The organism is Nocardia arizonensis (genome assembly GCF_001310275.1).
GTDB lineage: Bacteria > Actinomycetota > Actinomycetes > Mycobacteriales > Mycobacteriaceae > Nocardia > Nocardia arizonensis.
Map to the genome: position 1 here is coordinate 218,285 of NZ_LGYZ01000087.1, position 12,507 is coordinate 230,791.

Below are 12,507 nucleotides of genomic sequence, written 5' to 3' on the forward strand. Positions count from 1 at the left end.
TGGCACGATCCGAGTTAACGATGCATAATTGATTCATCCGATTCAGGAGGAACTCATGAGCGAGCCATCGACGGATCGCACTCGGCGGGTGGCCGTCATCGGCTCGGGCGTATCGGGACTGACCGCTGCCTGGGCGCTCGCGCCCACGGCCGAGGTCACCCTGTACGAGGCGCAGGATCGACTCGGCGGCCACGCCGACACCCACTTCGTCACATCCACCACGGGCGCCGAACTCGGCGTCGACACCGGCTTCATCGTGCACAACGACCGCACCTACCCCACCCTGCTGCGCCTGTTCGGCGAACTCGGCATCGCCACACAGGAATCCGATATGAGCATGTCGGTGCGCTGCGACGGCTGCGGACTGGAATACGCGGGCGCACGCGGCCTGCCCGGACTGTTCGCGACGCCGCGATCACTGGTCCGCGGCCCCTATCTGCGCATGCTCACCGAAATTCCGCGCTTCCACCAGTTGGCTCGCGCCGAATTGGAGACCTCCGGCGACGAAGGCAGCACCCTGCACGAGTTCGTTCGCGCCGCGGGATTCTCCGAGTACTTCCTCGCGCACTTCCTCACCCCGCTGGTCTCGGCGGTCTGGTCCTGCGATCCGAGCACCGCACTGCGCTACCCGGCCCGCTACCTGTTCACCTTCCTGCGTCACCACGGCATGCTGACCGTCTTCGACTCGCCGACCTGGCGCACCGTCACCGGCGGATCGGCCACCTATGTGCAGGCGGTGGCACGGCAACTGGACTCGGTGCGCGTCGGCACACCGGTGCACACACTGCACCGCACAGCCGACGGAGTCGCCGTCCGGGACGCGGCCGACGGATTCAGCAACTTCGATGCCGCGGTGATCGCCACTCATCCGGTACAGGCGCTGACCATGCTGGCCGAACCGACCGACGCCGAACGCCAAATCCTCTCCTCCATACCGTATTCGGTGAACCACACGGTGCTGCACACCGACTCGTCGGTGCTGCCGAAAGCGAGGAACGCCCGCGCCTCGTGGAACTACCGCCTGCCCTCCTGTGCCGCGCGCCCCGATCGGGTACTGGTGAGCTACGACCTCACCCGGCTCCAGCGCCTCGAAACCGACTGCGACCAGCGCTATCTGGTGACCCTCGGCGACCACGACCGGGTGGCCGACGACCTGATCGTGGACCGGATGGTCTACGAGCATCCCATCTACACACCGGAATCGGTGGCCGCCCAGCGCAGACTCGGCGAGATCGGCGACAACCGCGTGGCCTTCGCGGGCGCGTACCACGGCTGGGGATTCCACGAGGACGGCGCGGCCTCCGGTCTGCGCGCGGCCCAGCGCGTCGGCGCGCGCAAGGCCGACGAGTTGGTCGCCGCACGGGCCTCATGAGCGCACGGACGTCGCGGCAGAGCGCGCGTATCGTCCGTACGCGCATCCGGCACGTGCGCATCGCCCCGCTCCGGCACGAGTTCCGCTACCGCAGCTACAGCTGGCTGGTCGACCTCGACGATATGCCCGCGCCGCCGCGGTGGCTGCGCCCGTTCGCCGATTTCCGCGCCGCCGACCATCTCGGCGACCCGGCGGCCACGCTGCGCCGCAATGTCGAGGACTACCTCGCCGAACACGACATCGACCTGCGCGGCGGCCGGGTGCTCATGCTCACCAACGCCCGCGTGCTCGGTTACGTGTTCAATCCACTGACCCTGTACTGGTGCCGTGACGACACCGGCGCGCCGGTCTGCGTCATCGCCGAGGTGCACAATACCTACGGCGGCAGGCACCGCTACCTGCTCCGGCCCGACGACTCCGGCCGCGCGCACACCGACAAGCAGTTCTACGTGTCGCCGTTCAACGACGTCAGCGGCGACTACCGCATGCGAGTGCCCGAACCCGACGACCGGCTGCGAGTCTCGATCGTGCTCTCCGACGGCGACCCGATCTTCGCCGCCGCGATGACCGGCCGTTGCCATCCGGCCACCCCCGCGACGATCCTGCGCGCGACACTGACCGCGCCCCTCGCTCCGCTCGTGGTCTCGGCGCGTATTCGCTGGCAGGGCGTGCGCCTGTGGGCACGCCGCCTGCCCGTCGCCCCCCGACCCACACCCGCACTCCAGGAGCCTTCGCGGTGACTATCCGATCCCAGCCGACCCCCGTCCAGCGGCCAGGACCACCGAGCCGGTCCGATGTCGAATCCGTGCCGTCCGGTCCGCGGGCGCGGGTGGCGGCGGCGGGCGCGGAGTATCTGTTCCGGCGCGTCGTCCGCACGCTCCCGCTACGTGTCGAGATGCCCGACGGCGCGCTGCTCGGCACCGACACCGCCGATCCCGCGCAGCCGCGGCTCATCCTGCACCGCCCGCGCGACTTCTACGCCCGCCTCGGACTCGGCGGCCTGATCGGCTTCGGCGAGTCCTATATGGCAGGCGACTGGTCGGCCCCCGACCCCGCCGCGACACTCGAGGTGTTCGCCGCCAGGGTCGCCACGCTGATTCCGGCCCCGCTGCAACGCCTGCGCCGCCTCTACGTCGCACGGCATCCGGCGGCCGAACGCAACAGCGAGGACAGAAGCCGCGACAACATCGCCCGGCACTACGACCTGTCCAACGACTTCTTCGCACTGTTCCTCGACGAGACCCTTACCTACTCCAGCGCCCTGTTCGCCGACCTTGACACCCCGCCCGCCTGGACCGATCTCACCGACGCCCAGCGCGCCAAGATCGACCGCATCCTCGACACCGCGGGCGTCGGCCCCGGCACCCGGTTACTCGAGATCGGCACCGGCTGGGGCGAATTGGCCCTTCGCGCGGCGGCGCGCGGCGCGACGGTGCGGTCGGTGACGCTGTCGGTCGAGCAGCGCGCACTCGCCGAGGAACGGATCGCGCACGCCGGTCTGGCCGATCGCGTCGACATCGATCTGCTCGACTACCGCTGCGTGGCGGGCGAATACGACGCGGTGGTCTCGGTGGAGATGATCGAGGCGGTCGGCTACGAGTACCTCGACACCTTCTTCGGCGCCATCGACCGGGTGCTGGCTCCGGGCGGACGGGCGGTGATCCAGGCGATCACCATGCCGCACGAGCGCATGCTCGCCACCCGCGAAACCTACACGTGGGTGCAGAAGTACATCTTCCCCGGCGGATTCCTGCCCTCCCCCGAACTCATCGGCGAATCGGTCGCCCGCAGCACCCGTTTGGCGGTGCGGGAGAGCTTCTCGATGGGGCCGCACTACGCGCGCACGCTGCGACTGTGGCAGCAGCGCTTCGACTTCCACCGCGACGAGGTGGCCGCCCTCGGTTTCGATCCGGTGTTCCGCCGGATGTGGCGGCTGTATCTGGCCTACTCCGAAGCCGGTTTCCGCAGCGGTTATCTCGATGTCCGCCAGATCCTGCTGACCGCGGCCGATCAGTCGGAGCGACCGAGCAGATGACGCAGGGTCGCCTCGAGTTCGGGACGCCGGAAGGTGTGCCGGAGCCGTTCGAGGCGCGCGGGCACGACCCGTTGGCTGGCTTGGGCCAATTCGCGCGACCCCTCCGAGCCGAGCAGCAGGCCGGGACCGAAGTCCGGCACCGGGACCAGTGCGGGCCGATTCAGCACGCCCGCGAGTACCCGCGTGTAGTCGGCGTTGCGGACCGGCTGTGGCGCGACGGCGTTGACCGCGCCCGACAGTTCCGAATCCCACAGCGCGCGATGGTAGATGTCGACGAGGTCGTCGATGCCGATCCAGGACAGCCACTGTTCGCCGTCGCCGATGCGGCCGCCGAGTCCGGCGGAGAACAGCGGCCGCAGCAGTTTCAGCGTGCCGCCGCGCGGGGATTGCACGATGCCGGTGCGCACCCGCACCACCCGCACGCCCGCACCCGCCGCCGATGCGGTGGCCGCCTCCCAGCGCGCCACCAGATCGGCGAGGAATCCGTCACCGCGCGAAGCGTTCTCGTCGAGCACCTCGTCACCGCGGTCGTAGCCGTAATAGCCGATGGCCGAGGCGCTGACGAAGGTGCGGACGCCGGAATCGGCGGCGAGTTGGGCAAGTGCGCGGGTCGGGCCGATGCGGCTGTCGGCGAGCAGGCGCTTGTGCGCCTCGGTGAAACGGCCTGCGATCGAAGCGCCCGCCAGGTGGACGACCGCGTCAACGCCGTCGAGCAGGTCGGGAGCGGGATCGTCCGTACGCCAACGTCTTTCGTCGGTATTGGCGGGCTTGTGCCGGACCAACCGGATCACCCGGTGACCGCCGGTGCTCAGGAAGGCCGTGAGCGCCGTGCCGACCAGGCCGGACGCGCCGGTCACCGCGATGGTGGCGGGCGCGTATCCGTGGTGGGCGGCGCGCTGGTGCGCGGCGAGGTCGTCGGCGAGTTGGCGGTGGCGGTAGGCGAACATGGAGCGCAGCGCGAAGGCGGGAACAGGGGTACGCACCCGGTCGACAACCAGGGTGTGGTCGTCGTCGACGACCTCGAACTCGTGGATGTGACGCCAGCGCATCAGCAGTCCGGTCGGCAGCGAGGCCAGTCCGTCGGTGCCGAGGACGTCGACGAAGCGGTGCGGCGGATCGTAGCCCTCGGGATCGTGGCGGGCGATCCAGCGCAATCCGCCGGGCAGTCCGAGCACCGCGCGCCCGTCGCGCAGGGAGTCCGCCTCGGTGATCGGCGTGAGCGGTTGCCAGGGCGGGGCGAGCCGGGTGAACGCCCCCGGCCTGGCGTGCCAGGCGAAGACCTCGGGGCGGGGTACGGCGACGACGCTCGAACACTCGATGCCCATATGTCCGACTCTAGCCAAGTCGGACCGTCTCGCACCGTTAGCGCATCATTTCGGCGCGTTCGGTCCGAATTCTCCGGGAGAATGAACCGATGAACGATGCATCCGGCGCCACCCGACTCCTCGACTCCCTGCTCGACCGGGCTGTCGTCCCCGGCTACACCCGGCTCGGCGTCGCGCTGCGCCGCCGCCACTGGCCCGCCGACCCGCCGCCGCACGCGCTGCGCGGCGCGACCGTCGCGGTCACCGGGTCGAATTCCGGCATCGGCCTGGCGATCGCGCGGGGACTGGCCGAACTCGGCGCGCGCGTGGTGCTCGCGGTGCGCGACGAGAGCCGCGGCATGCGCGCCCGCGCGACCATCCTCGCCGCCCACCCCGACGCGGACGTGCTCGTCACCGTCTGTGACGTCTCCGATCCCGCCTCGGTCGAGGACTGCGCCGCCCGGCTCCGCGACCGGCTCTCCGCCCTCGACGCGCTGATCCACAACGCCGGCGTACTGCCACACGAGCGCACCGAATCCGTGGACGGTCACGAACTCACCCTCGCCACCCACGTCCTCGGCCCGCTGCGCCTGACCGACCGGCTCGCCCCGCTGCTCGCCGCCACCGAGGACGGCCGCGTGATCTTCGTGTCCTCGGGCGGAATGTACACCCAGCCGCTGCCGAGCGAAGACCTCGAATACCGCGAGGGACGCTACCGCGGCACGACCGCCTACGCGCGCACCAAACGCCTCCAGGTCGCCTTCACCCCCCTCATGGCCGAACGCTATGCCCCCAAGGGCATCTCGGTACACGCCATGCACCCCGGCTGGGTCGACACCCCCGGAGTCGCCGACGCCCTGCCCGGATTCCACCGCCTGGTCGGCCCGCTGTTGCGCACCCCGGCCGAAGGCGCCGACACCGCGATCTGGCTCGCCGCCACCCGCCCCACCCCGCCAACGGGCCTGTTCTGGCACGACCGGCGCCCGCGCCCCGACCACCGCCTCCGTCGCACCCGATACACCTCGGGCCAACTGTGGCGGCTCTGGTTGGACTGCACTCGCGCGGCCGACGTCACGCAGACCTGAATTCGGTTGCTGTCGCGACGGCTTCGGCGGCCACGTCCGCACCCGGAGTCGCCAGACCGTTGGCCTGGCTCGCGGTGGTGAACTCTCCCCAGGTCGCACCGACCTGCACCCGAGCCGCCCGGCGATCGGGGTCGATGTGGACGGCATTCATCCTCGACATGTCCACGACGACGCCGTTGTCGATGGTGCCGTATCCGCCGGGGCTGTGCCCGCCGCCGCGGATCGCCAGCGGCAGCCCGTTCGCCTGGGCGAATGCCAAGGTTCGGGTGATGTCGGTGGTCCCACGGGGACGAACGATCAGCGACGGCTCGCGGTCGATCGCGGCGTTCCACACCCGGCGGGCGGCTTCGTAGTCGACGTCGCCGGGGCGGATGACGTCGCCGTCCAACTGCCCCGCCTGCCATGCCGCCCTCGGAATCGCGGGTGCGGGCTCGCCCGTGGCGTGGTGGTCTCGGTTCCCGGCACAGTGCATGGTCGATTCCTTCCTGCCCGACGGCTCGTCACTGTTGTGGTCAGGACCGCCGTGAACAGCGTCAGTGTTCCCGGACTCCGCTCGCGCCGTATAGAACGGAATCAACCGTGCGGCGATCCGCTCGTGAAACCGGATCCGCCGCCTGGATTTCTATCGATCGACCGAGCCCCCGAAACCGATCGTGTCGTCCGTGGTGACGGTGGGCAGACACAGCACGGCGTCGAAGGCGTCGGTAACGGACAACTCCAGAGTCGTGCTCTGGGATCGGATTCCGGTCAGTAGCGGTCCGGTCTCCGTATCGTCCGGGGGGCGCCGCAGATCCGTCATCGTGATCTGGTCGCCGAAACCGGCCCGGGTGAGCGCGGATTCCACAGTGCCCGGCCGGGGCGGGTCGAGGGCGGTGTCGCGGACCGTGAAGCCGGCGGCGTGGCCGGGGGACGGATACATCTCCGCGACATGGTCGTCGCTATGGGTCAATGCGATCGCCCGGTAATCGGACCCGAGCGCACGTTGCAGGTGCAGACCCATCGGCAGCACGGTTGGCCCGTTGTCGAACCGGACCGGCGCCTTCTGGATGTGATTGTTGTGGGCGACGAGGATGACGCGTTCCTCGGGGCCGCGGCGAGCGAGATGCCAGAGCACCGATTCGGCGAGGAACACCTCGCGGGCGGAGAGATCACCGGCGGTATCCGCTCCGCTGGTCAGGGCCGCCACGGCACGGAACATGTAGTCCGCGTGACACACCGCGTCGAGGCGGCGCAGCGCGATATCGAACCCGTCCTGACCACCGCGTGCCACATACTGCGGTTCGAGCGCCGTCATCCGTATTCGCGTACGCGCCAGTGCCGCGGTGAGCGCGTCCTTCGCACCGGTATCGAGCCGCGCCCAGCCGGGAGCGGCGGCCACGCCTACCAGGAACTCCGGGGGGGCGGCGCGGCCCGTCCGCCAACTTGACGACCAACTGCACCGCCATACCGGCGGGCACACTGCTGTGCGCGGAGGGTTCGTGGCCGACGGGATAGGCACGGTAGGGCCGCGCCAGCAGTGGCCGCAGCCGCGCATCGGGCGCCATATCGATTCGCTGCCGACTCCCCCGGCCCGGTCCGACGCCACCCGCTGCGTCTGCCGTCCTGGCTACCGTCACCTCCGGGTGACAGTCGCGGCGACGGATGTCGTTCCGACCGTGCGGCAAAAGCCGGCTCGTAGCATTGTCACCGCACGAGTCGGCCGCGTATTGAACGGAATTCACCTCGACCCGCTCGTGCCGGCCGCGTCGAACGCGTCCGCGGCACGGCCCCCGCGAAATCGCCGCATCGACGCACGCACCGATACGGAACGGCGCATGTCTTCCGATCGATTCCGGGGGCCATACGGCAGCATGGTCACCAATCAATGGGAGACCCGCCCGGATCGCAGGATCAACCAATCGGTATTTCCACATCGGAGGTTCCTCGTGTCGCTCGAGAGGAAGGCGCCCAGGAGTGCGGACCGCAGTCGGGCGACCGCGTGGCTACTCTCGGATGCCGGCCCGCGCGATACGGGCGGCGCGCTCTGGCGTCGGCTTCGGTCCGGATTACCCGAACACTGGTCGTATGCCGCGCCGTGGAGGCAGGTCGTCGAACGACGGCGCATCATGCTCATGGACGACCTGGCGCGGCTCGCGCCGGAAAACGACGCTGACCGCGACGAGCGGGCGTTTCTCATTTCCGAGCTGTTGCGGGATGCCGCCATGGCGGCGCAACAGAAGGTCGGTCTGCGCAAGTGGTGGTGGGGGACGGAAATCGAGCGGGCCTGGGCGCGGTTGCGCGAGGTGGAGGAGCGAACGATCGATCTGTTGGACGAGAGGGAACTCACGACGCGCGCTGTCGACGTCGCCGCGCACGGCAGTTTCTACCTCGAAGGCGACAACAAGCAGCTGCTCCATCTGGACGCGTTGCGTGTGGCAGCGCAGAGCAAGGATTCCCCGGTCCCGCCGCGCGAGCTGCGCGCGTCCATGATCGGTGTCTTGCGCGCATCCCATGAGCAGGCGGACCGCATCAACCAGGAGGCGCGGAATCTGCGGAACCGGCTGGTGCTCGCTTCGGCCCTCTGCCTGCTGTTCGCTGTGGTCCTCGTCGTCGTCCAGTGGCGCGCGGTCGGGACGCGGCTATTGGAACCACCCGCGTCGTGGTCAGGTTCCAGTGGGTTCTTCCTGGTCGTGGTGATGTTCTTCGGTGGTCTGGGCGCGTTGTTCACCGCGATACCCGCGATCTCGCGGGTCCCGTCGGATTTCAGTCCGTTCAATCTGCCGGTGCAGCAGGCATTGCTCAAGGTCATGCTCGGTCCGCTGGTCGCCGTGCTCGGCATGATCATCGTGAACACCGAGTCGCTGCGGACGGAGTACGTGCGGACATGGCCGGGGCTGCTACTGGCGGCCGCCGTGTTCGGCGCCGGACAGCAGGCGGTGACCACCTACGTCGACAAGCGGGCAGGCGAGATCCTCACCGCCACCGCCCCCAATCCGATAAGCAGGTCGGACTAGTGTTCCGAGTCTGAAATACGTTGGTAAATCGCGATATTCGCGAGTGGTGACGGCTGGGCGTGTGAGGTAGGGCCAACACGTACGTCAAAGCGGTCTCGATCGCCGAGAACCTACATCTCGTTGTGTGCCACGACCACGACCTGTGCGGGTGCACCGTTCACGCTGCGCATCATGTGCGGGATCGATGCGTCCAGGTAGGCGCTGTCGCCTACGTGCAGAATGGTGGTCCGGCCGCCGTATTCCAACTCGATCGTTCCGACGTGCACGAAAACGAATTCCTGACCGGAGTGGGTCCGGTGGGTGTCGTCGGCGAATTCGTAGGTCGGATAGACCAGGAACGGCGACATCGACTTGCCGAGCATCGACGCCGCGACGGTTCGATACCGTTGCTCCCCGGGCGGACCCGCGGCGCGATCCACGGCGATATTCGCCGCACCCGCCCGGTCGGAGAACAGTTGCCCGACATCGACTCCGAGTGCATGGGCGATCTTCATCGCGACGGCGATGGACGGCGTGCTGAGCGCCCGCTCGACCTTCGACAGATAGCTCTTGGTTATGACACTTTGTGTCATAACGTCTACTTTGTGTCCGCGATAGGAGATCCCATGGGAAACACGCTCGGCGACTCGAAACAGACCCTCATGCGGCGCGCTCGAGCCGATATGGCCGTCCAGTTCGGCGATTCGACCTGGACGGTCCGGCAAAAGGTCGCCTTGACCTGCCGTGCCCTGTTCGACGCCGGTCACGCTTCGGGATTGACGGGCCAGATCACCGCACGTGCCGACCGGGCAGGCACCTACTACACCCAGCGCCTCGGCTTGGGCTTCGACGAGATCACCGAAGACAATCTGCTCCTGGTCGACGAAGACCTGAACGTGCTCGACGGCGGCGGAATGGCCAACCCGGCCAACCGTTTCCACAGCTGGATCTACCGCGCTCGCCCCGATGTGCAATGCATCGTGCACACCCATCCGTTCCACGTGGCGGCGCTGTCGATGCTCGAAGTTCCGCTGACCGTTTCGCATATGGATATTGCCCCGCTCTACGACGATTGCGCGTTCCTGCCCAACTGGCCCGGCATACCGGTCGGCAATGAGGAGGGCGAGATCATCACCGCCGCCCTCGGAGACAAGAAGGCCGTCCTGCTCGCGCACCACGGCCACGTCGTCGCCGGCGCGAGCATCGAAGAAGCGTGCTCGCTGGCTGTGCTCATCGAACGCGCCGCCGCGCTGCAGCTTGCCGCAATGGCCGCGGGAACCATCGCCCCGCTACCCGAACGACTGGCCCGCGAGGCCCACGACTGGACCCTCACCCCAAGTCGCAGCCGGGCGAACTTCGCCTACTACGCCCGGCGGGCCCTGCGCCGCCACCCCGACGCCATCAACCCGTGACCCTCCCGCGTCAGGAACCCGCATGCCCACCTTCGAAGGCATGTCGCCTACCCCGTCACCCTCTTCTCCACCGACGAGCGAGCCAAGATCGATCCCGCGAAGCTCACTGCGCTGGTCGACCGCCTGGTCACTTCGGAGGGCACGCGATCGCACCGCTCGGCAGCATCGTCGCGATCCGCGAGCACCGCTACTGCCACTGACCCCGCAAGACCGCGCCCAGCCGCGAGCCCCGCTCACCCACTCCTGATCCGCGAGGGCCCCCGCCGTGTCACCCGAGCGCGGCGGGCGCACCACAGAGGTGAAAATGCGCCCGCCGCAAATTGATTCGACCCGGCGGCTGTTGTCTGGCCGCCTACGGTCAGGTGGAGATCAGCACCCGGGCGACCCGGTTATCGGTGGCACCTCAACCCGCGGGTCGCAGCTTCACCGAGGGGAAGTCGACCGGAACCGCGAGGGCGATGTTGATGTAGTTGGTGAACAGGTTGAGTGCGACCTGCCCGATGACCTCGACGATGTGCTCATCGCCGTACCCCTGTGCGCGCAACGCGTCGACGTCCGCTGTCGTCACCTGACCGCGCGCTTCGACCAGTTTCAGCGCGAAGCCCAGCAGTGCCGCGGTGCGCGGGTCCTCCGACCGGCCGATCTGCGCGGCGTGCATCTCCGCACCGCTGACCCCGGCCTTACGTCCCAGCGCGGTGTGCGCGGCCAGACAGTATTCGCAGGAGTTGCGGTTTGCGACGGCCACGGCGATCTGTTCGCTCAGTGCCGGGCCGAGACTTCCGCCGCCGAAGGCGCCGAACGAAGCCCACATACTCGCCAGAGCGGCAGGCGAATTCGCGACCGCGCGGAACATCGCGGGCACGGTGCCGAATGCGGCATGGATACTTTCGAGCAGGTCCGCGACGGTTCCGGTCGCGGTCTCGCGCTCGACGAGGGGGACGAGTGACATGGAATGCTCCTTCGGTCGTGATTCGAACGACACCTGCTGCCGCGGTGACTCGCCAGGTGACGTGCTCTCAGACTGTCAGGGCCAATCGGACTTATTGATGCATATCGTCCCGGTTTCTTACCGGATCGTCTGACATCATGGATCTGTGACCTCTCTCGACCGGCTCTCACCCCTACTCGAACGCTTCCGGGTGCGAACCCGGCTGTTCCATACGGGACCGCTGTGTGGCGTGACGACCTTCGACGCCAAACCGGGACGAGGATTTCTCCACGTGCTTCGACGCGGCATGATGGACGTGACGCACCGGGGTGTCGACGGCAGGCTCCAGACGCGACGGATCGATGAGCCCAGCCTGCTGTTCTACCCGCGCCCACTCGATCACTCGTTCCACAACGCGCCCACCGACGATTCCGACTTCGCCTGCGCGACAATCGATTTCGACGGCGGACCCACCCACCCGCTGGTACGCACGCTCCCCGCGGTCGTCGTGGTCCCGCTCGACGCCGTCGATACACTCGAGCCGGCGCTCGCTCTGCTGTTCGCCGAGATCGACACCGCGCGGTGCGGTCAGCGCGTGCTGGTCGATCGACTCTTCGAAGTGGTCCTCATCCAGCTCTTCCGCTGGATTCTCGACCACGCCGACCAACTCGCGGTGCCCCATGGACTGCTGACGGGCCTCTGCGACGAACGTCTCGCCCGCACCCTTGTCGCCCTCCACGAAGAACCGGGTCGGGCATGGACACTCACCACGATGGCACGCGAAGCACGCATGTCCCGTAGCTCGTTCGCCGCCCGCTTCAAAGAGATCGTGGGCCAACCCCCCGCCGACTACCTCACCGGATGGCGGATCACCCTGGCCCAGGACCGGCTTCGCGCCGGCGCCTCGGTCGCCAACACCGCCGCCGAACTCGGATACGCCACCCCGCCGGCCTTCTCGCGAGCGTTCACCCAAAAGGTCGGATGCTCGCCACGCGCGTGGATCGCGACCACTCGCGGAGTCGAAGACAGTTGGTCGCGGCCCGCGAGCACCCCGAACCACAAGAGACCGTGGCCGGAGCGACCGTAGTCGCTCCGGCCACGGCGGGCGCCGAAATCGATTGTGGACGTGCGGTGTTCGATGTTCAGTCGCAGCAAGTGGCGCCGGAGGACAGCGCCTTCTGCTTGGCGTCGCTGCCGCAGCACGCGTCCTCGGCCGCGGCCTGTTCGGCGGTGCCGCAGCACACCCCGCCGTCATGCTCGCCGCCTACCGCTTCGCCGCCGGCCCGCGCCGGAGCGGTGCCGAAGGATTCGGAGTCGGCGAGAACGGTGTAGACCTCCCACCGCTCGTCGTCCGGCGCGGTGACCCACACCTTGTCCTGGGTGGCGAAACAACAGGTGG

At 68.5% G+C, this 12,507-nt stretch carries 12 protein-coding genes and 1 pseudogene; 7 read left to right on the top strand and 6 right to left on the bottom strand.

The annotated features are described in order from the left end of the window. Positions 1–55: 55 nt before the first annotated feature. Genes APZ21_RS20765 through APZ21_RS20775 form a run of 3 tightly spaced genes read left to right on the top strand, consistent with a single transcriptional unit; the run spans position 56 to position 3,407 of the window. Positions 56–1,372, top strand: a complete 1,317-nt coding sequence (locus tag APZ21_RS20765) for an NAD(P)/FAD-dependent oxidoreductase (RefSeq protein ID WP_054814971.1) — start codon at positions 56–58, stop codon at positions 1,370–1,372. Next, the gene (locus tag APZ21_RS20770) at positions 1,369–2,112 is read left to right on the top strand and encodes a DUF1365 domain-containing protein (RefSeq protein ID WP_054814944.1); all 744 of its coding nucleotides are present in this window, start codon (positions 1,369–1,371) and stop codon (positions 2,110–2,112) included. Before APZ21_RS20765 ends, APZ21_RS20770 begins: the two co-directional genes overlap by 4 nt. Further along, positions 2,109–3,407, top strand: a complete 1,299-nt coding sequence (locus APZ21_RS20775) for an SAM-dependent methyltransferase (RefSeq protein WP_054814945.1) — start codon at positions 2,109–2,111, stop codon at positions 3,405–3,407. The genes APZ21_RS20770 and APZ21_RS20775 overlap by 4 nt, the downstream gene beginning before the upstream one ends. On the opposite strand, the gene APZ21_RS20780 is transcribed toward APZ21_RS20775, so the two are convergent. Then, positions 3,383–4,732 carry a TIGR01777 family oxidoreductase gene (locus APZ21_RS20780; protein ID WP_054814946.1) on the bottom strand — a complete coding sequence of 450 codons (1,350 nt, stop codon included), beginning with the start codon at positions 4,730–4,732 and terminating at the stop codon, positions 3,383–3,385. The genes APZ21_RS20775 and APZ21_RS20780 overlap by 25 nt on opposite strands. Before the next feature lie 89 nt (positions 4,733–4,821). Here APZ21_RS20780 and APZ21_RS20785 point away from each other — a divergent pair, with 89 nt between their 5' ends. Further along, entirely contained in the window at positions 4,822–5,796 is a 975-nt protein-coding gene (locus APZ21_RS20785; protein ID WP_054814947.1) for an SDR family NAD(P)-dependent oxidoreductase, read from the top strand. Here APZ21_RS20785 and APZ21_RS20790 read toward each other — a convergent pair. Next, positions 5,783–6,268 (bottom strand): FAD-binding oxidoreductase, encoded by a 486-nt coding sequence (locus APZ21_RS20790; protein WP_082393318.1) that lies wholly within the window; start codon positions 6,266–6,268, stop codon positions 5,783–5,785. The genes APZ21_RS20785 and APZ21_RS20790 overlap by 14 nt on opposite strands. A gap of 150 nt (positions 6,269–6,418) precedes the next feature. Beyond that, positions 6,419–7,174: an erythromycin esterase family protein gene (locus tag APZ21_RS20795; RefSeq protein ID WP_054814949.1), complete on the bottom strand. Its 756-nt coding sequence runs from the start codon at positions 7,172–7,174 to the stop codon at positions 6,419–6,421. Positions 7,175–7,901: 727 nt separating this feature from the next. Between APZ21_RS20795 and APZ21_RS20800 the strand changes: the two genes are divergently transcribed. After that, on the top strand, positions 7,902–8,789 hold the full coding sequence (locus tag APZ21_RS20800) for a hypothetical protein (protein WP_156371235.1): 888 nt from the start codon (positions 7,902–7,904) through the stop codon (positions 8,787–8,789). 110 nt (positions 8,790–8,899) lie between these two features. Here APZ21_RS20800 and APZ21_RS20805 read toward each other — a convergent pair whose 3' ends face one another. Further along, positions 8,900–9,361, bottom strand: coding sequence for a helix-turn-helix domain-containing protein (locus APZ21_RS20805; RefSeq protein ID WP_054814951.1), 462 nt, complete (start codon positions 9,359–9,361; stop codon positions 8,900–8,902). A gap of 33 nt (positions 9,362–9,394) precedes the next feature. On the opposite strand from APZ21_RS20805, the gene APZ21_RS20810 reads away from it, so the two are divergent. Then, positions 9,395–10,180 (top strand): aldolase, encoded by a 786-nt coding sequence (locus tag APZ21_RS20810; protein ID WP_054814952.1) that lies wholly within the window; start codon positions 9,395–9,397, stop codon positions 10,178–10,180. A gap of 403 nt (positions 10,181–10,583) precedes the next feature. Here the strand turns inward: APZ21_RS20810 and APZ21_RS20815 are convergent, their stop codons facing one another. After that, positions 10,584–11,129 (bottom strand): carboxymuconolactone decarboxylase family protein, encoded by a 546-nt coding sequence (locus APZ21_RS20815; RefSeq protein WP_054814953.1) that lies wholly within the window; start codon positions 11,127–11,129, stop codon positions 10,584–10,586. A gap of 145 nt (positions 11,130–11,274) precedes the next feature. Here APZ21_RS20815 and APZ21_RS20820 point away from each other — a divergent pair, with 145 nt between their 5' ends. Beyond that, entirely contained in the window at positions 11,275–12,195 is a 921-nt protein-coding gene (locus APZ21_RS20820) for an AraC family transcriptional regulator (RefSeq protein WP_082393320.1), read from the top strand. Positions 12,196–12,250: 55 nt separating this feature from the next. On the opposite strand, the pseudogene APZ21_RS34825 reads toward APZ21_RS20820, so the two are convergent. After that, a pseudogene (locus APZ21_RS34825) lies at positions 12,251–12,507 on the bottom strand (ArsI/CadI family heavy metal resistance metalloenzyme); the annotation flags it as partial.